Annotated in this window: 20 protein-coding genes; 3 read left to right on the top strand and 17 right to left on the bottom strand. The window is 72.4% G+C overall.

Annotated features, from left to right (window positions below; genetic code table 11):
- Position 1 precedes the first annotated feature (1 nt).
- From EXU48_RS17650 to EXU48_RS17635, 4 genes are read right to left on the bottom strand one after another with little or no spacing between them, the layout of a single operon-like run.
- Positions 2 to 355: a non-heme iron oxygenase ferredoxin subunit gene (locus EXU48_RS17650; RefSeq protein WP_133109012.1), complete on the bottom strand. Its 354-nt coding sequence runs from the start codon at positions 353 to 355 to the stop codon at positions 2 to 4.
- A complete protein-coding gene (gene sufD / locus EXU48_RS17645; protein WP_133109011.1) occupies positions 352 to 1,635 on the bottom strand; it encodes a Fe-S cluster assembly protein SufD in 1,284 nt (427 codons plus the stop codon). The genes EXU48_RS17650 and sufD overlap by 4 nt, the downstream gene beginning before the upstream one ends.
- A complete protein-coding gene (sufB, locus tag EXU48_RS17640) occupies positions 1,635 to 3,041 on the bottom strand; it encodes a Fe-S cluster assembly protein SufB (RefSeq protein ID WP_456238535.1) in 1,407 nt (468 codons plus the stop codon). Before sufB ends, sufD begins: the two co-directional genes overlap by 1 nt.
- 35 nt (positions 3,042 to 3,076) lie before the next feature.
- Positions 3,077 to 3,775 carry a helix-turn-helix transcriptional regulator gene (locus EXU48_RS17635; protein ID WP_133109009.1) on the bottom strand — a complete coding sequence of 233 codons (699 nt, stop codon included), beginning with the start codon at positions 3,773 to 3,775 and terminating at the stop codon, positions 3,077 to 3,079.
- Positions 3,776 to 4,037: 262 nt separating this feature from the next.
- On the opposite strand from EXU48_RS17635, the gene EXU48_RS17630 reads away from it, so the two are divergent.
- From EXU48_RS17630 to EXU48_RS17620, 3 genes are read left to right on the top strand one after another with little or no spacing between them, the layout of a single operon-like run.
- On the top strand, positions 4,038 to 4,952 hold the full coding sequence (locus EXU48_RS17630; protein WP_235857107.1) for an ABC transporter ATP-binding protein: 915 nt from the start codon (positions 4,038 to 4,040) through the stop codon (positions 4,950 to 4,952).
- Positions 4,949 to 5,704 carry an ABC transporter permease gene (locus tag EXU48_RS17625; protein WP_133109008.1) on the top strand — a complete coding sequence of 252 codons (756 nt, stop codon included), beginning with the start codon at positions 4,949 to 4,951 and terminating at the stop codon, positions 5,702 to 5,704. The genes EXU48_RS17630 and EXU48_RS17625 overlap by 4 nt, the downstream gene beginning before the upstream one ends.
- 21 nt (positions 5,705 to 5,725) lie before the next feature.
- Positions 5,726 to 6,712 (top strand): COX15/CtaA family protein, encoded by a 987-nt coding sequence (locus EXU48_RS17620; RefSeq protein WP_133109007.1) that lies wholly within the window; start codon positions 5,726 to 5,728, stop codon positions 6,710 to 6,712.
- Positions 6,713 to 6,727: 15 nt separating this feature from the next.
- Here the strand turns inward: EXU48_RS17620 and EXU48_RS17615 are convergent, their stop codons facing one another.
- From EXU48_RS17615 to EXU48_RS17560, 13 genes are read right to left on the bottom strand one after another with little or no spacing between them, the layout of a single operon-like run.
- Positions 6,728 to 7,387: an NUDIX domain-containing protein gene (locus EXU48_RS17615; RefSeq protein ID WP_133109006.1), complete on the bottom strand. Its 660-nt coding sequence runs from the start codon at positions 7,385 to 7,387 to the stop codon at positions 6,728 to 6,730.
- Complete coding sequence (locus EXU48_RS17610; protein WP_328591653.1) at positions 7,380 to 9,095, bottom strand: CTP synthase; 1,716 nt, start codon at positions 9,093 to 9,095, stop codon at positions 7,380 to 7,382. The genes EXU48_RS17615 and EXU48_RS17610 overlap by 8 nt, the downstream gene beginning before the upstream one ends.
- 6 nt (positions 9,096 to 9,101) lie before the next feature.
- The gene (locus EXU48_RS17605; RefSeq protein WP_133109005.1) at positions 9,102 to 10,199 is read right to left on the bottom strand and encodes a glycosyltransferase family 4 protein; all 1,098 of its coding nucleotides are present in this window, start codon (positions 10,197 to 10,199) and stop codon (positions 9,102 to 9,104) included.
- Positions 10,192 to 11,802 carry a murein biosynthesis integral membrane protein MurJ gene (gene murJ / locus EXU48_RS17600; RefSeq protein WP_235857106.1) on the bottom strand — a complete coding sequence of 537 codons (1,611 nt, stop codon included), beginning with the start codon at positions 11,800 to 11,802 and terminating at the stop codon, positions 10,192 to 10,194. Before murJ ends, EXU48_RS17605 begins: the two co-directional genes overlap by 8 nt.
- Positions 11,799 to 12,656, bottom strand: a complete 858-nt coding sequence (locus EXU48_RS24585) for a hypothetical protein (protein ID WP_165962880.1) — start codon at positions 12,654 to 12,656, stop codon at positions 11,799 to 11,801. The genes murJ and EXU48_RS24585 overlap by 4 nt, the downstream gene beginning before the upstream one ends.
- On the bottom strand, positions 12,653 to 13,723 hold the full coding sequence (locus EXU48_RS17590) for a copper transporter (RefSeq protein WP_165962879.1): 1,071 nt from the start codon (positions 13,721 to 13,723) through the stop codon (positions 12,653 to 12,655). Before EXU48_RS17590 ends, EXU48_RS24585 begins: the two co-directional genes overlap by 4 nt.
- Positions 13,724 to 13,776: 53 nt before the next feature.
- The gene (steA, locus tag EXU48_RS17585; RefSeq protein ID WP_133109003.1) at positions 13,777 to 14,964 is read right to left on the bottom strand and encodes a putative cytokinetic ring protein SteA; all 1,188 of its coding nucleotides are present in this window, start codon (positions 14,962 to 14,964) and stop codon (positions 13,777 to 13,779) included.
- A 5-nt stretch (positions 14,965 to 14,969) separates the two neighbouring features.
- On the bottom strand, positions 14,970 to 16,724 hold the full coding sequence (gene recN / locus EXU48_RS17580) for a DNA repair protein RecN (protein ID WP_133109002.1): 1,755 nt from the start codon (positions 16,722 to 16,724) through the stop codon (positions 14,970 to 14,972).
- Positions 16,721 to 17,569 carry an NAD kinase gene (locus EXU48_RS17575; protein WP_133109001.1) on the bottom strand — a complete coding sequence of 283 codons (849 nt, stop codon included), beginning with the start codon at positions 17,567 to 17,569 and terminating at the stop codon, positions 16,721 to 16,723. Before EXU48_RS17575 ends, recN begins: the two co-directional genes overlap by 4 nt.
- On the bottom strand, positions 17,566 to 18,405 hold the full coding sequence (locus EXU48_RS17570) for a TlyA family RNA methyltransferase (protein ID WP_133109000.1): 840 nt from the start codon (positions 18,403 to 18,405) through the stop codon (positions 17,566 to 17,568). Before EXU48_RS17570 ends, EXU48_RS17575 begins: the two co-directional genes overlap by 4 nt.
- 1 nt (position 18,406) lies before the next feature.
- The gene (locus EXU48_RS24580) at positions 18,407 to 18,583 is read right to left on the bottom strand and encodes a hypothetical protein (protein ID WP_165962878.1); all 177 of its coding nucleotides are present in this window, start codon (positions 18,581 to 18,583) and stop codon (positions 18,407 to 18,409) included.
- 45 nt (positions 18,584 to 18,628) lie between these two features.
- Entirely contained in the window at positions 18,629 to 19,723 is a 1,095-nt protein-coding gene (locus tag EXU48_RS17565; protein ID WP_133108999.1) for an HAD-IIA family hydrolase, read from the bottom strand.
- A complete protein-coding gene (locus tag EXU48_RS17560; RefSeq protein WP_133108998.1) occupies positions 19,720 to 20,778 on the bottom strand; it encodes a hypothetical protein in 1,059 nt (352 codons plus the stop codon). Before EXU48_RS17560 ends, EXU48_RS17565 begins: the two co-directional genes overlap by 4 nt.
- Positions 20,779 to 21,295: the final 517 nt, after the last annotated feature.

Below are 21,295 nucleotides of genomic sequence, written 5' to 3'. Positions count from 1 at the left end.
CTCAGACGTTCTGATGGGCGGCGAGCGGGGCGTCCACGTCCACCAGGACGTTGTCGCCGTCGTAACTCACCGGGTAGACGGGGACCGGCCGGGTGGCCGGGAGGGACAGGGGCTTGCCGGTGTGCAGGTCGAAGGTGGAGCCGTGCAGCCAGCACTCGATCGTGGTGCCGTCCACCTCGCCCTCGGAGAGCGAGACCTGCCCGTGCGAGCAGACGTCGTTGACGGCGTAGTACTCGCCGTCCTCGGCCCGGACCAGGGCCACCTCGACGAGCGAGCCGTCCGCGCCGTCGAGCTCGAGCTTGAGGGTCTCCCCCACCTCGAGATCGTCACGGGCGGCCACCACCTGCGCGCTCACTTGACGACGCCGCTCTCCACGGCGGCGATCACATCCGCCTCGTCGAGGTCGTCGGTGCCGATGAGGTGGCCCATGACGACGTCGAGTTCGGCGTCGATCGCAGCGAGCAGTCGGTCCTGCACGGACTGCACGCCGATCTTCGCGATCATCTCGGCGAAGAAGCCGCGCACCACGAGCCGGCGGGCGGCCGCCTCGGGGATGCCGCGCGAGCGCAGGTAGAACAGCTGCTCGTCGTCGAAGCGCCCGGTGGCGGACGCGTGCCCGGCTCCCTCGATCTCGCCGGTCTCGATCTCCAGGTTCGGCACCGAGTCGGCGCGGGCGCCGTCGGTGAGCACCAGGTTGCGGTTCAGCTCGTAGGTGTCGGTGCCCTCGGCCTCCTTGCGGATCAGGACGTCCCCGATCCACACGGCGTGCGCACCGTCGCCCTGCAGCGCGCCCTTGTAGGTGACCCGGGACGTGCAGTTCGGCACGGCGTGGTCCACGAACAGGCGGTGCTCCTGGTGCTGGCCGGCGTCGGCGAAGTACAGGCCGTTCATCTCGACCTCACCGCCGGTCCCGGTGAACGCGGCCTCCGGGGTGATCCGGACGACGTCCCCACCGAGGGTGATGACCACGTGCCGCAGGGTCGCGTCCCGGCCGAGCATGGCGCGGTGGCTCGAGGCGTGCACGGCGCCGGTGTCCCAGTCCTGAACGGAGACGACCCGCAGCGAGGCGCCGTCCTTGACCTGGATCTCGACGGTCTGGGCGAGCTCGGCGCTGCCGCGGTGGTCGAGCACCACGACGCCCTCGCTGAGGGACTCGGCGACGATCAGGATGTGCTGGGCGGCGGGCGTGGTGTCCGTCCCGGTGATCGTCACGAGGGTCTCCCCGGCCGTGACGTGGTTGGCGGGCACGGTGATGACCAGGGCCTGGTCGAAGGACTCCCAGGCGGTCGCGGCGAGCCGGTCCCCTGGGGCCCCGACGGCGCCCAGCCGTGGGTCGTCGTGACCGACGCGCTCGACGGTGACCTTCGGGTCGCCGGTGATCTCGACCTGCGGCGCGGCTCCGGTCAGGACGCCGCCGAACAGGCCCTGGAGGCGACCGACCGGGGAGAACCGCCAGTCCTCCTCGCGGCCGGTGGGCAGCGGGAAGTCGGCGAGCGCGAAGGACGTCGCGCGGTCGGCCCGGGAGCTCTCCGGCACCCGGCCCTGCCCGTGCGTGTGCGCGCCGTCGGCGACGGCCCGCGAGTGGTCGGTGCTCAGGCCGGTGTGGTCGGTGGTCTCAGTTGTGGTGGTCGACATCAGCCGACGGCCCCTTCCATCTGCAGTTCGATCAGTCGGTTCAGTTCGAGCGCGTACTCCATCGGGAGCTCGCGGGCGATCGGTTCCACGAAGCCCCGGACGATCATGGCCATCGCCTCGGTCTCCGGCAGTCCGCGGGACATCAGGTAGAAGAGCTGGTCCTCGCTCACCTTCGACACCGTGGCCTCGTGGCCCATCTCGACGTCGTCCTCGCGCACGTCCACATAGGGGTAGGTGTCCGACCGGGAGATCGTGTCCACCAGGAGCGCGTCACAGAGCACGTTCGACTTGGATGCCTCGGCGCCGTCGAGCACCTGGACCAGGCCCCGATAGGACGCCCGGCCACCGCCCCTCGCCACGGACTTCGAGACGATGGAGGAGGACGTGTGCGGCGCCATGTGCACCATCTTCGAACCGGTGTCCTGGTGCTGCCCCTCGCCGGCGAACGCGATCGAGAGGGTCTCACCCCGGGCGTGCTCCCCGGTCAGGTAGACGGCCGGGTACTTCATGGTGACCTTGGAACCGATGTTCCCGTCGATCCACTCCATGGTGGCGCCCTCGGCGGCGGTGGCCCGCTTGGTGACGAGGTTGTACACGTTGTTCGACCAGTTCTGGATCGTCGTGTACCGGACCCGCGCGTTCTTCTTGACGATGATCTCCACGACCGCCGAGTGCAGCGAGTCGGAGGAGTAGATCGGCGCCGTGCAGCCCTCCACGTAGTGCACGTAGGAGCCCTCGTCGGCGATGATCAGGGTCCGCTCGAACTGACCCATGTTCTCGGTGTTGATCCGGAAGTAGGCCTGCAGCGGGATCTCCACGTGCACGCCCGGCGGCACGTACACGAACGACCCACCGGACCAGACCGCGGTGTTCAGGGCGGCGAACTTGTTGTCACCGGAGGGGATCACCGAGCCGAAGTACTCCTCGAAGATCTCCGGGTGCTCGCGCAGCGCCGTGTCGGTGTCGAGGAACAGCACACCCTGGCGCTCGAGCTCCTCGTTGATCTGGTGGTAGACCACCTCGGACTCGTACTGGGCCGCGACGCCGGCCACGAGGCGCTGCTTCTCCGCCTCCGGGATGCCGAGCTTGTCGTAGGTGGTCTTGATCTCCTCGGGGAGGTCCTCCCAGCTCTGCGCCTGCTTCTCGGTCGACCGCACGAAGTACTTGATGTTGTCGAAGTCGATCCCGGTGAGGTCGGCGCCCCAGTTCGGCATCGGCTTCTTGTCGAACAGCCGCAGCGCCTTCAGCCGGGTCTTCAGCATCCACTCCGACTCGCCCTTGAGGTGCGAGATGTTGCGGACCACGTCCTCCGAGAGTCCCCGGGTGGCGTTCGCACCGGCGTCGTCGGCGTCGTGCCAGCCGTAGTTGTAGTTGCCGATGGACGCGATGGTCTCGTCCTGCGTCATCGGTTCTGTCGTGGGGGTGGTCTCGGTCGGTGTCGTCATGGGCGTGTTCTCTTTCCTTCCGCACGGGTCGGGATCGTCACCGGGATATGGGTCGTGCACACGTGCTCTCCACCGGCGAGGGTGGCGAGCCGTTGGACATGGACGCCGAGGAGGTCGGAGAACGCGCGGGTCTCCGCCTCACACAGCTGGGGGAACTGGGTCGCGATCTCCTGCACCGGGCAGTGGCCCTGGCACAGTTGCACGGCCACGCCGTTCCCGAAGGGGCGGGAGGTGGCGGCGTAGCCGTCCTTGCTGAGCGCCTCCGCGAGGGCCGCGGTGCGAGCGGGCAGGTCCGGTCCGGCGCCGCCCACGGCGGCGGCGTACCGGCGGCGCAGTTCCGCCGAGCGTTCCTCGGCGAAGCCTTCGACGGCGCCCGGCCCGAGCACCTTGGCGAGGTGCTCGAGTGCATGCACCGCCAGGTCCGCGGAGGCCTGACCGAGGTGGCTGTGGGCCGCCGCCGTCGCGATGTACTGCTTGGCGGGTCGCCCGCGCCGGCGTGGGGCGTGCGTGGCATCCTCCCGCTCGGCGATCTGGCCGCCGGAGTCGAGCGCGGACAGGTGCCGTCGGATCGCGGCGGACGTCAGGTCGAGTCGCTGCGCGAGCACCGCGGCCGTGACCGGCCCGAGTTCGACGATCAGCGCGAGGACGCGTTCACGAGTGCTGGACTCGGAGTCCTCGACCGGTTCGGTCGTCACGCGCCTCACCTCCTGGTGTCGATGGGCCTGCTGTCGTGGTGCCCACACTCGATGGCCCCTGCTCGATGGGCATGGGCATGCCCTCGATTTATCCAACATTTTCGTTGCCCAAATGCTTCCCGGCAAGCAAGGCTAGCCTTATTCGGCTCTCCGACGGCCTCGCCCTCGCGCGGCGAACCGCTCCGATCGGCGCCACCGCCCCGCGGGAGGTCGCCCCTTGCCGTGATCGCGGGCCGGAACCGGCGTGTCCACCATCCGAGAAATGAGAGACACGCCACAGATCCGGGCCACTCCCGATCCGCACTACGCTGACGGGATGCTCGCAGCCGGCACCGATCACTGGTGCCTCGAACTCGAGGGTGTCACGAAGTCCTTCGGTGACACCCGTGCCCTCAGATCCCTGTCGCTGAAGGCCAGTCAGGGGGCCGTGACCGCGATCCTCGGACCGAACGGCGCCGGCAAGACCACACTGATGGAGATCTGCGAGGGTCTGCAGGCCGCCGACGGCGGGACCGTACGGGTGCTCGGGCTCGACCCCCGTCGGGATGCGGCCCGGCTGCGGCCACGGGTCGGCGTCATGGTCCAGGACGGTGGCCTGCCGATCATGGCCCGGCCCCTGGAACTGCTGCGCCACGTGGCCAGGATGTACGCCGCCCCCCGGGACGTCGAGGAGCTCGTCGACCTGCTCGGCCTCGACGCGTTCGCGCGGACGTCGGTGCGGCGCCTGTCCGGTGGCCAGCGCCAACGTCTTGCTCTGGCGATCGCCCTCGTCGGCCGACCGGATCTGGTGTTCCTGGACGAGCCCAGCGCCGGCCTGGACCCGCAGGCGCGGCTGGTGGTCTGGGACCTGGTCGAGACACTCCGGGCCGACGGGGTCAGCGTCATCCTGAGCACCCACCTGATGGACGAGGCGGCCCGGCTCGCCGACCACGTCGCGATCATCGACCACGGCGCCGTCCTGGCCCAGGGCACGGTGGCCGAGCTGACCGGACCCGTGGCCGGCGCCCGAGCGACGCGCACGCCGGACGCCGCTCGGCTCCGTGGCCCGCTGACGCCGGCCGCCCGGGCCGACCTCGCCGAGCTCGCGGACACGCACGGACTGACCCTTGAGCTCGAGGATGGGGTCCGCACCCTCGAGGACGTCTTCCTCGACCTGACCGGACGGAGCCTGCGATGACGCTCACCACGCGCCCGCACGCGGGTGGCGCGCCGTGGCCCCGCCGGGTGGTGGCGCACGGCGGGTTCGAACTGCGCAACCTGCTCCGCAACGGCGAGCAGCTCCTGCTCACCCTGATCCTGCCGGCGCTGATGCTCGTGGTGCTCGTGCGGACCGACCTGATCCGCCTGGACACCGGCGACACCCCGGTCATCGACGTCGCCGCGCCGGGGGTGCTGGCCCTGGCGGTGATGTCCACCGCGTTCACCTCCCAGGCGATCTCCACCGGCTTCGACCGGCGCGCCGGCGCACTGCGCCTGCTGGCCACGACCCCGCTCGGACGTGGCGGCCTGCTCGGCGGCAAGGTGCTCGGGGTGTTCGCGATGGAGGCCGTGCAGGTCGTGATCCTCGGCGGCCTCGCGCTCGCCCTCGGCTGGCAGCCGAACCCGGCCGGGGTCGGAGCCGCGCTGCTGGCGGTGGTGCTCGGTACCGGTGCCTTCACGGCCCTGGCCCTGCTGCTCGCCGGGACCCTGCGCGCCGAAGCGGTCCTTGCCGGAGCGAACCTGCTCTGGCTGCTGCTCGTGGTCGGCGGAGGCATCCTGCTCCCCGCGGGCGATGTGACCCGGTTCCTGCCCTCGGGCGCCCTCGGGGAGGCGATGCGCACGGCACTGGGCCCGGGCCCCTCGGCCACCACATGGGTCGCGCTGGCCGTACTCGCCGCCTGGACTGCCGCGTTCAGCGCCGCGACCGTGCGCTGGTTCAAGTGGGACTGACTCTCGCATTACCGTAGGCATGTGTCCCCCGCAACCCACACCAAACTCACCGGCGCCGCCATCGTCGCGAACCTGATCGGCCAGATCCTCATCATCGGCACCGGGGGTGCGGTGCGCCTGACCGGCTCCGGCCTGGGCTGCTCCACGTGGCCGCAGTGCGAGCCGGGCCAGTTCGCGCCGACGTTCCACGAGGCTGCCACCTACCACCCGTTCGTGGAGTTCGGGAACCGGACCATGTCCGGAGTGCTGGTGGCCATCTCCGCAGCCGTGGTGCTGCTCGTGTTCACCCAGGAGCGCGCGGGCGTCACGCCGGTGCGGGACCGGGGCTTCCGCCGGCTCGCACTGGTCCCGCTGATCGGGGTGCTCGTCCAGGCCGTGGTCGGTGGCATCACGGTGCTGATCGAGCTGCACCCGGTGATCGTGGGCTCACACTTCCTGCTCTCGGCGGCCCTGGTCTGGGTGTCCACCGTGTTGTTGCTGCGGTGGCGCGAGGGCGACGGGGCGCCCGTATCGGTGGTGGCACCCGCGGTGCGGGTGCTGGGCCGGGTGCTCGCCGCGCTGGCTGGCCTCGTGGTGGTCCTCGGGGTCGTCGTCACCGGAGCCGGCCCGCACTCCGGCGACGATGAGGTCGGCTACCGGTTCGCCGTCGACCCGTTGCTGGTCACCAGGTTCCACTCCGGCACCGTCTGGGTGTTCGTGGGCGTGCTGGGGCTGCTGCTGGTGGCTCTGTACCGGGCTCGGCCGCAGGCCGACGTGCCCGACGGCGCAGCGGCGCTGGTCACGGCGCGTCGGCGCGGGTGGGTGCTGGTCGCGGTGACGGCCCTGCAGGGGGCCATCGGCTACTACCAGTACTTCAACGGCTTGCCCGAGCTCGTGGTGGGCATGCACCTGGTGGGCTCGGCGCTGCTGATCGTCGCGACGACCGTCGCGGTGTTCGGCCTGCGGATCCGCCCGGTCACCCCGGCCGCGGCCGGGTCGGTCACGTCGGTCGACGCCGGCGCGGCCTGAGGTCGGTCCGTCTCGTCAGCGCACCCAGGGAGCGTCGGCGGGCCGGAGCCCGCTCAGGCCGGTGGCGCGAGCCGCCTGCAGGGCCAGTAGCCCGGCGACCGCGCTCGGGTTGTGCAGCGCACCGACCAGGACGAGGGCGACGGCGTCGGCGAGCGGCACCCAGCGCAGCTCCATTCCGGCCTCCTCGCCCTCGCGGGTGAACGTGCCACCCTCGGGGACGTCGCTGAGGTCCCGGGCGAGGAAGATCCGCAGCGCCTCGTCGGAGCCACCGGGGCTCGTGTAGTAGTCCACGAGCGTGTCCCAGCGGGCCGCCTGCAGGTCCGCCTCCTCGGCGAGTTCGCGGGCGGCGGCATCCACGAGCGGTTCGTCGGCGACGTCCAGCAGGCCCGCCGGCACCTCCCACAGATAGGACCGGACCGGGTGGCGGTACTGGCGCAGCAACAGCACCCGGTCCTCGGTGTCCAGGGCCACCACGGCCACGGCACCCGGGTGCTTCATGAACTCCCGGTGCACTGCGCCGGCATCGCCGAGGTCGACCGTCTCGGCGACGATGTCGAACACCCGGCCGGAGTGGATCGTGCGGGAGTCCGTGACCGGCAGCGCCGCGGGCTCGTCCGCGACCGGCCCCGGCAGAAGGACCGGCACCGGATCCGGCCGGGTTCCGCCGTCAGGCATTGCGCGCCGGCTCGACCTCGAGCAGCCGGGTCTCCCGCTGCCGGCCGAGTGCGGCCGCGATCAGACCGATGAACAGCGGGTGCGCCCGGGTGGGCCGGGACTTGAACTCCGGGTGGGCCTGCGTGGCGACGTAGTACGGGTGCTGCTCACGGTCCAGCTCGACGAACTCCACGAGCGAGGAGTCCGGGGACCGTCCGCTGATCTGCAGGCCGGCCGCGGCCAGGACGTCGCGGTAGGAGTTGTTCACCTCGTAGCGGTGCCGGTGCCGCTCGGACACCTGTTCCGACCCGTAGGTCTGCGCGACCACGGAACCGGGCGTGAGGACCGCCTGGTAGCTGCCGAGGCGCATCGTGCCGCCGAGGTCTCCCTCGCCGCCGACGATCTCGAGCTGCTCCTCCATGGTCGCGACCACCGGGTCGGGGGTGTCCGGGTCGAACTCCGTTGAGGAGGCACGGGCGAGACCGAGCACGTTGCGGGCGTACTCGATCACCATGCACTGAAGACCCAGACAGATGCCGAGCGTGGGAACCTGCTGCTCACGGGCCCACCGCAACGCACCGAGCTTGCCCTCGATGCCGCGGACCCCGAATCCTCCCGGGATGAGCACGGCGTCAACGGCGTGCAGGGCCTTGCGGGCACCGGCCTCGGTGTCGCAGTCGTCGGAGGCCACCCACCGGATGTTGACCCGGCTGTTCTCGTGGAAGCCGCCGGCGCGCAGCGCCTCGGTGACCGACAGGTAGGCGTCGGGCAGGTCGATGTACTTGCCGACCAGGGCCACCTCGACCTCGTCGGCCGGGTGATGCACCCGGTCCAGCAGCCCGTGCCAGGTGTCCCATTCGACGTCCCGGAACGGGATCGCGAGGCGGCGCACCACGTAGGCGTCCAGGCCCTCGCTGTGCAGCACCTTCGGGATGTCGTAGATGCTCGGGGCGTCGACGCACGTGATGACGGCCTCGCGGTCGACGTCGCACATCGCGGCGATCTTGCCCTTGACGGACTCGGGGATGTCCCGGTCCGCCCGGCAGACGATGGCGTCGGGCTGGATGCCGATGCTGCGCAGGGCGGCCACGGAGTGCTGGGTGGGCTTGGTCTTGAGTTCGCCGCTGGGCGCCAGGTAGGGCACCAGGGACACATGCACGAAGAACACGTTGTCCCGGCCGATGTCCTGGCGCACCTGGCGGGCCGCCTCGATGAACGGCTGGGACTCGATGTCGCCGACGGTGCCACCGATCTCGGTGATGATGACGTCCGGTGCCTGCTGGCCTGCCGCGGGGGTGGCTTGGGCGCGCATCCGCGCCTTGATCTCGTCGGTGATGTGCGGGATCACCTGAACGGTGTCCCCGAGGTACTCACCGCGCCGCTCCTTGGCGATCACGGTCGAGTACACGACCCCGGTGGTGACGTTCGCCCCGGCGTTGAGGTCCACGTCGAGGAAGCGCTCGTAGTGGCCGATGTCCAGGTCCGTCTCGGCGCCGTCCTCTGTGACGAACACCTCACCGTGCTGGAACGGGTTCATCGTGCCGGGATCGACGTTGATGTACGGGTCCAGTTTCTGCATGGTCACCCGCAGCCCCCGGGCGCGGAGCAGGTGCCCCAGGCTGGAGGCGGTCAGACCCTTGCCGAGCGAGGAGGCCACACCGCCCGTCACGAAGATATGACGCGGGATGTTGGCCAGGTTGCCGGCGTACCGGTCCGAAGAGTTCACCACGGACTTTTACGCTATCACCGTTGTGTAGATCCCGAGCACCTGAGCGAGCGCGTCGGACGCCGTCGGCAGCTCCGCGGCCCGGGTCAGCGAGGCCGCGCGCATGTCCCGACGCCGCTGTGGATCGGACAGGACGGCGGTGATGCGGGCCGCCAGGGCGTCCGCGTCCGGGTAGGGCACCAGCTCGGCCGCGCCGCCGGTGACCTCGGCGGTGCCACCCACGTCCGTCGCGACGATCGGCGCACCGGCCGCGAGGGCCTCCTGCAGGTTCAGTGGCTGTCCCTCCCAGGCGCTGGTGCTGACCACGACGTCGGCCGTGGCCATCAGGGCAGCCAGGTCGTCGCGCCACCCGAGCAGGATCACCGGGAGGTCCTCCCCCAGCACCTGGTCGGCGAGCTCGTCGAGCAGCGGGCCGGAGCCGGCCACCAGCCAGCGTGCGGTCGGTGCCCGGTCCGCGAGCAGGGCCGCGGCGTCGGCGAGCAGGCCGAGGCCCTTCTGCGGGGCCAACCGGGCGGCTGTGAGCACCATCGGGTGCTCGGGTGAGATCCCGAGCTTGCGGCGATCCTCGGCGTCCAGGGGGGTCGGTGGCCCGCCGCGCCGTGGCGGCGCAGGCACCAGGGCACGCTGCGCGAGCTTGGCCCCGTGCGCGCGGGCGTGTTCCACCAGGTCCCCGCTGACGCCGAGCACGGCATCCGCACGGGCGAAGATGAGCCGCTCCAGTCCGGCTGCCACGGTCCGCATGCCGACCCCGCCGACCGGGGCGTTGTGCAGCGTGACCACGAGCGCGGTGCGGTCGGGACCGGTGCCGGGTGGTGTCATCGCCAGTGCGGCGAGCGCTCCGGCCCGTAGCCCGTGGGCGTGCACCACGTCCGCGCGGCGGGCGATGGTGCGGATCCGGGCGACCGCGTTCGCGTCCGCCACCCGGGGCCGGTCGGCGATCGTCACCTGCTGGGTGTGCACGCCGTCGGCGACGCCGCTGACCACCCCGGGCGGGCCGGCGAGGATCACCCGGTGCTCGGCGGCCAGGTGTTCGGCCAGTTCCCGGGCGTGCCGGCCGACCCCACCGTCGCTGGAGCCGGTGAGTTGCACGATCCGCAGTTCAGGCACGCGCCCTCCTCAAGATGCTCAGGATGCCACGGTCCGCGGCGAACACCGCACCGCAGACGGCCGCCGCGGCGAGGATCCCGCCGAGCAGCGCGGCCATCACGGCGGCGAGCACGGAACGCCCGGCGAGGTCGAGGACCGCGTCCGTGGCCCACCGGCCCACCAGCGCGCCCACCACCGCCCCACCACCGGCGACCGCGACCGTCCGCGTGCACGCGCGCGTGACCGCGCCGGGCAACGCCCTCGCGAACGCGACGAGCAGGGCCACCCCGGCCACGGTCATCCCAATGCTGTGCCCCAGACCAAGGGCGGCCAGCGTGGCCACGGGCGCTCCGCCGTCGGGTGCCACCACGCGCACACCGACCACGCACGCGAGCGTCACGACCAGCCAGCCGGCCGCGGTCGCGGCCACGGCCACCCGTTGCCGGTCGATCGCGAACAGTGCCCGGCTGACGTGGAAGATCATGGCCAGGCCGACGATGCCCGGGGCCATCAGCGTCAGGGCGAGCGTCATGCCGGTGGTCTCGCTGTCGATCGCGAACACCGCCTGGGCGGCAGGGGCGGCCGCGATCAGTGCCCCCACCCCGAGCAGGGAGACGGCCAGCACGGCCCGGGTGGAGGAATCCGCGGTGCGCGCGAACTGGCTGTGGTTCCCGCCCGCGGCGAGTTCGGCCAGACGCGGGAACACGGCCGTGGCGAGCGGGATCGCGAGCACCGCGTACGGGAGCAGGTAGACCGCCTGGGTCCACTGGAAGACGTTGATCGTGCCCTCGGCGCCACCGCTCCGGGCGAGCAGCACGACCACCACGACGCTGATCTGCTGGGCCACGAGGGAACCGATCCCGGCGAGGGCGAGCGAACCCGCCCGTCGGGCGACCCCGGGCGGGAACCGCAGCGCCGGGCGCAGCCGGACCCCGCAACGCCGGACCGGGATCAGCAACGGCAGGGAGAGCACCGCAACGCCGGCCGTGGTGCCCCACGCCAGCCACGCGAGGGCGGCGTCGGAGAGCTGGTCCGGCTGGTCCTGCATGCCGTTCGCGAGCGCGCCGAACGCGAGGTAGCTGACGATGACCACCGTCGAGGACGCGAGCGGGGCCAGGGCCGGCGCGAGGAAGCGCTTGTGGGCCTGCAGGATGCCGGTCAGGACCACCCCGATCCCGTAGAGGACCATCTGGGGGGCGAAGACGACCAGGAAGTAGGTGGTCAGGTCCTCCTGCGCGGCCGCGTTTCCGCCGACCGACTGCGGCAGCGCCTCCGCGATGGGGCGGGCCAGCAGGGTGAGCGCGACCGCGAGCGGGGTCAGCACGAGCACGGCCCAGGTGAGCAGCGCGGACGAGATCCGGTCCACGTCGGCCTGGATCCTGCGGGCCAACGGGGCCGCGAGCAGCGGGATCACGGCACCCGCGAGCGCCCCGCCGGCGACCACCTCGTAGAGCACGTTCGGCACCGTGTTCGCGGTGGCGTAGGCGTTCCCGACGGCGGTCGCTCCGACGGTCTTGGCCTGCACCCACCATCGGCCGAAGCCGAGCAGGCGCGATGCCACGGTGAGGACGGCGATCATCGTCGCCGCCCCGGCGACGCCACCGAGCAGGCGGCGCGGGCTCACGCGGTCCGGCCCCAGCCGTCCACCCGGCGCAGGACCGGGGTCGCCTCGATGACCTTCGAGAAGCTGACCTTCTCGCTCAGCAGCGTCAGTGCCACCACGGCGGTGAGGCCGATCCCCCGGACCCGGGCACTGGGGTGCAGCGCGAACGCGGTACCGACCAGGGCGCCGAGGGAGTTCGCCCCGGTGTCGCCGAGCATGGTCCGTTCGTTGAGATCGTCGGTCCAGGAGGCGGCGATCACGGCGAGGGCGCCGGTGGCGAGGGGGGCGCCCGGCCCGCCGGCGACGGCGAGGGGCGCGGCGATGGCGCCCGCGGCCTTGAGCCCGCGCCCGGGCCGAAGGTCGAAGAGGTTGATGAGGTTCGCCGTGCCGGCCACGAGCGCACCCGAGGTGAGCACGTCCAACCCGCGGGCGGCCGCGGAGAGGCCAGGGGTCGTGGTGCCCGTGCCCGCGCTACGTGCACCCAGGCGGGTACCGATGGCGGCCGCGACGACGGCGGACGCGCCGATCCCGAGCAGCTTGACGGCTCCGGTGGTCACCTCACCGCGGGCGAGTGCGCCGAGGTGGCCACGCAGTCCCTTGGACGCGGTCGCGTCGGGATCGAGGTCGTCGACCGCCCCCAGCGTCCCGCCGACGGCAGAGGCGAGGGCGGCGCCGGCGCCGGCGCGACCTCCGGCGCCGAGCCCGGCCCAGACCGATCCCTGAGCGGTGGCGACGCCACCGAGCAGGCTCACCGTGGTGCCGCGGTAGTTGCTGCGCTGCCAGCGCGTGGCGCCACCAGGGGTGGTGTCGCGCAACAACACGGACGCGGCCACGGTCAGGCCGCCGCCGAGGAGGGCCGCGGCCAGCCGGCTCATCCCTCGGCCCCCGCGTCGGCCCCATCGGCCCCATCGGCCCCATCGGCACTGTCGGCACTGTCGGACGTCGCCACGGGGCCGGGAGCGAACGCCGCCGGGTCCGGCGGGGTCAGGGTCACCGGCTCGGGGACGACGGCGTCGACGCCCTCGGCGAAGCCGTAGCTGGCGGGCCCGCCGCCGGTGGTCGCCACGACGGCCAGCGGCACGGTCACCTGTCCGGTGATGGTCCCGACACTGTCCACGGTGGTCACGGCCCGCGCGGCCGCCTCGTCCGCGCGCACGGCTCGGACGAGGTCGCCGTCGAAGGCGTCCGCGCCGGCGAGCACCGACGCTTCGCCGGCTCCGGCGAGGTCCACCGCGAGCCCGGTGTAGACAGCGTTGCTCTCCGCCAGTCGGGTCAGAGCGTCCTCCTGGGTGATCTCCTCGATCAGCTCCGGCGCGATCACCGCGGTCGCGTACGCCGGTCCGGTGGGCGCGCTCACCTCGGTGATCAGCTCGCTGCTGACGAGCAGTTCGTAGAGGTTCTCGGCCTCGGCGGACCTGGCGTCCAGGTTGGCGGGGTCCCGCAGCGTCAGGGCCTGCCCGAGGGCCTGGCCGAGGATGGTCTCGGTGCTCGCGTCATCCGCCGGCGCGGGGTTGAGGTAGGGCACGAGGCTCTGGGCGATCCCGGAACGGAACGCTCGCTCGGCGGGGTCCACCCACCGCTCGCTGACCACGACCCGGGCGGTCACGGTGGCGCCGGCCTGTTCCAGCCGGGTCATGACGGCGTCGGTCACGTCGGTGTTCGCCCCGGGCAGTTCCACGACGGCCACGGACCGGTCCTCGAGGGTGCCCCCGAGCAGGGCCGGCGCGGACGCCGAGATGAACTCCGAGCGTCGCTGCAGGCTGAGCTGGGCAACGTCGAGCTCAGCGCGCAGGGTCTCCTTCTCCTCACGCAGTTGCTCCACCTGACCGGTGAGCTCGTCCGCGATGTAGTCGCGCAGTGGTCCGGCGCCGAGCACGATGCCGACGGCGAGCGCGAGGAACACCGAGATCAGGGAGACGATGTGGTAGCGGAAGTCGATCACGTGTGGGCTTTCCTTCTCGGTCTGTGGCCGGGCCTGGTCGGGGCGGGGTGGTGCTAGCCGCCGAACAACCCCCGGACCCAGGACCAGATGTCATCGAAGCGGGCCAGGACGAGCCCGAAGAACGCCTGCCCGGCCGGGGTCGCGGCCATGGCGGCGATGAGGGCCGCGAGACCGGCCAGGATCAGGCCGGTGACCTGCCAGTTGGAGATGCGGTGCCGATACAGCCGGGACACACCCTTGGCGTCGATCAGCTTGCCGCCGACCCGCAGCCGGGTCAGGAACGTCGATGCCATCCCCGACCGGCCCTTGTCCAGGAACTCCACCAGGGTCTCGTGGGTGCCGACGGCCACGATCAGCGTGGCGCCCTTGTCGTCGGCCAGGAGCATCGCGATGTCCTCGCTCGTCCCGGTGGCCGGGAACACGACGTGCGGGACGCCGAGCTGCTCCACGCGTTCCAGCCCCGGCGCGCGGCCGTCGCGGTAGGCGTGTACCACCACCTCGGCCCCACTGCGCAGGGTCTTGTCCGAGACGGAGTCCATGTCCCCGACGATCAGGTCGGGCTTGAGCCCGTCCTCGATGATCGCGTCCGCGCCGCCGTCCACGCCGATCAGGATCGGCCGGTACTCACGCACATAGGAGCGCAGCATCGCCAGGTCCTCCTTGTAGGAGTACCCGCGGACGACGATCAGCACGTGCCGCCCCTCGATCTTGGTGCTGATCCGCGGCACGCCAACGCCGTCGAGCAGGAGTTCACGCTCCCGCTTCATGTAGTCCATCGTGTTCGCTGCGAAGGCCTCGAGCTGGACGGACAGGCCGGCGCGAGCATCCTCCATCGCGGCCGCCACGCTCGCGTCGTCCTGGCGGGTGCCCTCGGCGACGACCGAGCCGGAGGCGTCGAAGACGGTCGCCCCGTCGAACCGGACGGTGCTGCCCTCCTTGAGGGTCATCACATCGGGACCGAGGTCGTCGATCAAGGGGACGCCGGAGTCGACGAGGATCTGCGGGCCCAGGTTCGGGTAGCGCCCGGAGGTGGACTTCGCGGCGTTCAGCACGGCGCTCGGCCTGGCCGCGACCAGGGCCTCGGCGGAGACGCGGTCGATGTCCTCATGGTCGATGACGGCGATCTCGCCGGCCCGGAGGCGCTTCGTCAACGACTTGGTACGCGGGTCCACCCGGACATGGTGGAGCGCATCGGAGGGCGCGCTGGCGTCACTCGATCGGCGTCGGAGCAGGGATCTCATCGACCCTATGGTCCCACGCCCGTCCGTTCGAGGAGTTCCGCGGCATGCCGCATGGCGGTGTCGGAGTCCGCATCGCCGCTGAGCATGCGGGCCAGTTCGGCCTCGCGGTCGGCGCCGGTCACCTCGCGCAGGTCGCTGTTCGTCACCGCATCCGCGCCGTCGTGGGTGGTCTTGGTGACCACGACGTGCCGGTCCGCGTAGGCGGCGACCTGAGCGAGGTGGGTGACGATGATCACCTGGGTGTGCCTGGCCAGCTCGGCCAGGCGGCGACCCACCTCGACGGCGGCGCGCCCGCCGACCCCGGCGTCCACCTCGTCGAAGACGAACGTGGGCAGCGCACTGTCGGTGGTGGTCGCCTGCTCCCGGGCGAGGGCGACCTCGATCGCCAGCATCACCCGGGACATCTCGCCGCCGGAGGCCCCCTTGGCGAGCGGGCGCGCCGGGGCGCCCCGATGGGCGACCAGGAGCAGCTCGACATCCTCGGCGCCCCAGCCGGCGAGTTCCTCGCGGGGGCTCAGGGCCACCTCGATGCTCGCGCCGCCCATGGCCAGTCCGGCGAGTTCGGCATCGACGGCCCGCGCCATGGCCTCCGCGGCGGCCCGCCGGCCGGCGGTCAGGGCCGCCGCCGCCGTGGTCTCGGTCTCCGTGGCCTCGGCGAGGCGGGTCTCGAGGGCGTCCCGGCCGGCGCCGGGTGCGGTGAGTTCACCCACTCGAGCCCGGGCGGACGTGGCGTACGCCAGCACCGCGGTGAGCGGGTCAGTATCGGCGGGGTCCCCGGGGTCGGCGAAGGCGCGGGTCAGCTCCCCGAGCGCGGACCGGCGCTCGTGCACCTGTTCGAGCCGTTCCGGATCCGCCTCGAGGGCACTGGCGTAGCTGCTGATCTCCGTGACCAGGTCGCTGGCCTGGTAGGACAGCTGGGCCAGCCGGGTCGACCAGTCCGCCAGTCGGCCGTCGTAACTCTCCGCGGCCGCGAGGGCCCGCCGGGCCGCCTCGATCAGCTCGACGGCGTTCGGGGCGTCGATGGCCTCCGCGGAGTCGTTGCTGCCGGCGAGCGCGTCGTGCGCCTGGTCCGACGCGAGCCGTAGTTCCTCGACATTGCCGAGGCGTTCGGCCTCCTCACGCAGGGTGGTCAGCTCCCCCGGGACCGGTTCGAGGGCGTCGATGCGTTCCAGGTCGCGTTCCAGCCGGGCGAGTTCATCGCGCCGGTCGGTGACCTCGGCGTCCCAGTCGGCCAGCTCACGCTCCAGGGCCCGACGACGGGTGTGGGCCCGGGCGTAGTTCTCCAGGGTGTCGAGGTGCTCGGGTCCGGCGAAGGCGTCCAGGGCCTGGCGCTGGTGTGCGCTCGACCGTAGCCGGAGCTGGTCGCTCTGCCCGTGCACGGTGACCAGTTCCGCGCCGACGTCCGCGAGCAGTCCCTGGGGCACGGTGCGGCCGCCGAGGTGAGCGCGCGAACGCCCGGCAGCGGCCACCGTCCGGACGACGATCAGGGCGTCGTCGTCGAGCAGGGCGCCGGCGTCGGTGGCCAGGGCCAGCGCCGGGTGGCCGGCCGGTGGCACGAGGCGACCCTCGACGGAGGCGGCGTCGGCGCCGGGCCGTACGGCACCGGCATCGGCCTTGCCGCCGAGGAGCAGGTCGAGTCCGGTCAGCACCATCGTCTTGCCGGCGCCGGTCTCACCGGTGATGACCGTCAGGCCCGGGGACAGCTCGATCCGGGCGGACACGATCACGCCCAGGTTCTCGATGCGGATCTCCTCGATCACGGCGCCTCCCGGCCGCCCCGCCAGCCGGCCACGGGCAGATTGAACTTGCCGACCAGGCGGTCGGTGAACGGGGCCAGGTTCAGCCGCGCCAGCCGGACCGGTTCGGCCCCACGAACCACGTCGATGTGGGATCCCGGCGGGGCCTCGATCCGCCGCCGGCCATCGCACCACACCACGGCCGCCGAATAGCTGCGGGCGAGGATCTCGACGGACATGCGCGAATCCGGGCCGACCACGAGCGGCCGGGCGAACAGGGCGTGGGCGCTGATCGGGGTGAGCAACATGGCCTCCACGTCCGGCCACACCACCGGGCCGCCGGCGGAGAACGCGTAGGCGGTGGACCCGGTGGGGGTCGCGAGCACGACGCCGTCGCACCCGAACGTGGACAGGCCACGTTCGTCGATGCCGATCGCGACCTCGATCATCCGCTCGCGCTCGCTCTTCTCCACGCTGGCTTCGTTGATCGCCCACCCCCGGGTGACGTCGTCGGAGTCCGGGCGCTGGACGGCCACGTCCAGCGTCATCCGTTCCTCGACGACGTAGTCGCGCTCGGCGGCCCGGCGCACGACGTCCGCGACCCGGTCCACCTCGGACTCCGCGAGGAAGCCCACGTGACCGAGGTTGATCCCGACCAGGGGGGTCTCGCGGCCGCGGATGAGCTCGGCGGCACGCAGGATCGTGCCGTCGCCGCCCAGCACGATCGCGAGTTCGATCTCGCCGCCGTCGACCTCCGACTCGTCGATGGGCGTCATGCCGCGATCACGCAGCCCGGCGGCGACGGAGTCCGCGGTGTGCACCGCGGCCGGCCGGGTGGGGTGGGTCAGGACCAGGACCCGGCGACTCATGGGGTCACCCCCGCTGGACCGTTCTCGATGGCGACCGCGATCATCGCGTCGATCTCCTCCGAAGTGGGGAACACGCCGTCGCCGGCGTTCAGGTGGACGAAGTACTCGACGTTACCGCTCGGCCCGGGCAGCGGGCTGGCCACGACGGCGCGCAGCGCCAGGCCGAGTTCGGCCGCGGCGCGGGCGACGGTGCGAACGGCGTCGGCGTGCAGGGCCGCGTCCCGGACCACTCCCCCGGATCCGAGTCGCTCGCGGCCCACCTCGAACTGCGGCTTGACCATGAGCAGCAGGTCCGCGTCCGGTGCCACCGCGCCGACCAGAGCGGGCAGCACGAGGGTCAGCGAGATGAAGGACAGGTCTCCGACCACGAGTTCGGGTGCCGGTGCCACGTCCTCCGGGGTGAGCGAGCGGACGTTGGTGCGGTCCCGGACCGTGACCCGTTCGTCGTTCTGGAGCTCCCAGACGAGCTGGCCGTACCCGACATCCACGGCCACCACGTGGGCGGCGCCGCGGCGCAACAGCACGTCGGTGAATCCCCCGGTGGAGGCACCGGCGTCCAGAGCCCGGCGCCCGGCCACCCGGGGGGCCGCGTCACCGAGGGCGTCGAGGGCCCCAGCGAGCTTGTGCCCGCCGCGGGAGGCGTACTCCGGTTCGGCACCGTCGGGCGGGGGCAGGAGCCGGACCGCCCGGGCCGGGTCGAGCTGGGTGGCGGCCTTGGTCGCGACGCTGCCGTCGAGCAGGACCCGCGAGGCGTCGATCAGCTCGGCGGCATGCTGGCGGGACCGGGCCAGCCCCCGACGGACCAGCTCGGCATCCAGGCGCGCCCGACGCGCCACGTCAGCCCTCGGCCTGGGTGAGCCGGTCCTGGAGCACCCGGTAGACGTTCTCGAAGGCGTCGACGTGCTGGCTGAGCGGCACCTCGGACAGCCCGCCGAGAGCCGTGAGCGCGGCCTCGATCTCGGGGTCGTCGAACTCGATCGGCTCGTCGTAGGTGGTGTCGTCGCTGGTGGGCACGGGCGTTCTCCCTTCGGGGGCCACGCTACCGGCCCGGCGGCACCCTCACTCGGAGGCGAGGCGCAGTGGTGGAAAGTCGGCGGGCAGCACGGAGCCCCCCGCGTCGCCACTCCTCGGGTGGTCGGGCCCGACGGCGTCGGTCGCCGTCCACGCGGCGGCTGTGGCCGCCCGGAACTCGTCCAGGGACACCTCGGTCGGGTCGGATCCGCCGCCGAGGGCGACCTCCCCGTCGGTCCTGGTCAGCACCAGCGTCGTCCCCTCGACCCGAGCCGCGGCCGTCCCACAGGTCCAGGCACCTCCGTGCCACTCGGGCAGCGGGTGGGTCCGGGCGAGGCCGGCGAGGTCAGCGGCGAGGAACGTGGGCCGCTCCCCCGGGACGGCCCGCAGGACGTCGGTGATCTGGTCCACACCGGTCAGGACGTGCAGGCTCGGGTAGCCGGCGGCCCGGGCGCCGGCGATGTCCGTATTCAGCCGGTCGCCGACGACGAGCGGGTTCCGGGCCTCGGACCGGCGCGCGGCCTGGTGGAAGATCGAGGCCTGCGGCTTACCGGTCGATCGCGGGGTGACGCCGGTCGCGTGGACGACCGCGGCCACCAGCGCACCGTTCCCGGGCGCCATGCCGCGGTCGGTCGGCAGGGTCGCATCCAGGTTGGAGGCGATGTAGTCGGCACCGGCCCGGATCGCGTAGACGGCTTCGGCGAGGTCCCGCCAGCCGAGTGTCGGCGCGAAGCCCTGGACCACGATCGTCGGGGCGTCATCGGCGGAGTCGACGACGGTGAGGCCCTCGGCGGCCATCGCCAGCCGGAGGCCTTCGCCACCGATCGTCAGCACCCGGGTGCCCGGGTGCGCCTCGGAGGCGACCAGTGCCGCGGCGGCCTGTGCGGCGGTGGTGACCTCCTGGGCGCTGGTCGGAATCTCGAGCTCGGTGAGGTGATCGGCGACCGTCTGGGGTGCCCGGGCGGCGTTGTTCGTCACGTACATCACACGCATCCCGGCGGCCCGCGCGGCCGTCACCGCCTCGGGGGCACCCGCGACGCCGAACGCGCCCCGGTACACGACGCCGTCGAGGTCGAGAAGGGCGACATCGTAGGCGGTCTGGAGCGGTTCGTCGGAGCCGAGCAGGGTGGCGCCGGTGGTCACTTCTCGTCCTCCGGGCCACCGTTGGATCCCTCAGCCGGGGCTGCGGGATCCTCGACCGGCTCGGGGTCGGGTTCGGCGTCCATCCCGACCTCGGCGCCGTCCACAGGTTCCGGGTCGGGCTCCCCGTCCATCTCGAGACCGGAGCCGTCCGTCGGCACCGGCTCAGGGTCGGCGTCCGGCTCAGGTTCGCCGTCACGATCGGCATCCACGTCCGCGTCGCCGGCACCGTCGCGGGCGTCCGCCTCGTCCAGGCGTTCCTGGGCGCGTGCTGCCCGCGCGCGCTCGGCCGCCTCCTCCTGCTCGGCGACCTGGACGGCCATCGCTTCGAGTTCGGCAGTCGAGTACGGCACTTCCGCGAACTCCACGCCGTCGTCCTCAGGTTCGGCCTCGTCCGGAGTCGGCAGTGTCGCGGCCAGCGTGTCCGCCTCCTCGTCGCGACCGAGTGCCCGAAGCACCCCGACCCGCGCCTCGTCGAGCCGCTGCTTCAGTTCGCCATCGGTGACGACGGCGGTCACCGGGCTGTCGAGGGCAAGCAGTGCTGCCTCGGACTCGCCGAGATCGAGACGGGCGCCGCTGGCCACGATCGCGAGCTCGACGCGGTCGGAGATCGTCATCTCCGGACTCGGTTCGGCCGCGGCGAGAGCGAGAGCGCGCTCCGGCCGTCCCAATCCACGTTCACAGTCGGCCTCGATCGCCCGGTGGGCGTCGAGCCCGCTGAGTCGGCGGACGGTGCGCAACTCACGCAGTGCCTCCGCGTACCGTCCGGTGGCGTAGGCCGTCAGCGCCACGGCCTCCCGGACGATGTCCACCCGCCCGGCCCGTCGCAACGCCGCCTGCGCGTGCTCGTACGCGGCCTCGGGCTGGTCGTCCACGAGACGTCCGGCCATCACCAGATGTCGAGCGACCTCGTCGGAGTTCTCCTTGGAGAGCGTGCGCAGACGCTGACGCGCGGCGGGGTCGAGGTCCTTGGGCACCACGTCCTCGTCGATCTCCGGCGCCGGGATCCGCTCGCGCTGCGGCGGACGGCTGTCCAGGCGCCGATCGGCGCTCCGCAAAGGCCGACGCTGAGCATCCGAGCCGGAACGATCGGAGCCGTCCGGACGGTCCGAACGCGGCCGGCCGGAGCCCTGACCGTCACGCGGCCTCCCCTCCCGACGCTCGCCGTCGCGGGGCGGCCGCGACGCGGCAGAGCCCCGCTCACCGTCTCGGGGTGGACGCGAGTCGTACCGACGCTCACCGTCCCGAGGCGGACGCGAGTCGTACCGACGCTCACCGTCCCGAGGCGGACGAGACGCGGCAGAGCCCCGCTCACCCTCACGAGGCGGACGCGAGTCGTACCGACGCTCACCCTCACGAGGCGGACGCGAGTCGTACCGACGCTCACCCTCACGAGGCGGACGCGAGTCGTACCGACGCTCACCGTCCCGAGGCGGCCGAGACGCGGCAGAGCCCCGCTCACCCTCACGAGGCGGACGCGAGTCGTACCGACGCTCACCCTCACGAGGCGGACGCGAGTCGTACCGACGCTCACCGTCCCGAGGCGGCCGAGACGCGGCAGAGCCCCGCTCACCC

The organism is Occultella glacieicola (genome assembly GCF_004353825.1).
In the GTDB taxonomy this organism is placed as follows: Bacteria; Actinomycetota; Actinomycetes; order Actinomycetales; family Beutenbergiaceae; genus Occultella; species Occultella glacieicola.
The sequence above is the reverse complement of the archived record's forward strand: the minus strand, read 5'-3'. Positions and strand labels throughout refer to the sequence as shown.

What these genes read in the sequence shown, in the direction of transcription:
- EXU48_RS24585 (WP_165962880.1), bottom strand. Translation starts at nt 12,656, where the DNA reads ATGAGCCGGCTGGCCGCGGCCCTCCTCGGCGGCGGCCTGACCGTGGCC.
- EXU48_RS17575 (WP_133109001.1), bottom strand. Translation starts at nt 17,569, where the DNA reads ATGAGTCGCCGGGTCCTGGTCCTGACCCACCCCACCCGGCCGGCCGCG.
- EXU48_RS17615 (WP_133109006.1), bottom strand. Translation starts at nt 7,387, where the DNA reads ATGCCTGACGGCGGAACCCGGCCGGATCCGGTGCCGGTCCTTCTGCCG.
- sufB (WP_456238535.1), bottom strand. Translation starts at nt 3,041, where the DNA reads ATGACGCAGGACGAGACCATCGCGTCCATCGGCAACTACAACTACGGC.
- sufD (WP_133109011.1), bottom strand. Translation starts at nt 1,635, where the DNA reads ATGTCGACCACCACAACTGAGACCACCGACCACACCGGCCTGAGCACC.
- steA (WP_133109003.1), bottom strand. Translation starts at nt 14,964, where the DNA reads ATGAGATCCCTGCTCCGACGCCGATCGAGTGACGCCAGCGCGCCCTCC.
- EXU48_RS17625 (WP_133109008.1), top strand. Translation starts at nt 4,949, where the DNA reads ATGACGCTCACCACGCGCCCGCACGCGGGTGGCGCGCCGTGGCCCCGC.
- EXU48_RS17630 (WP_235857107.1), top strand. Translation starts at nt 4,038, where the DNA reads ATGAGAGACACGCCACAGATCCGGGCCACTCCCGATCCGCACTACGCT.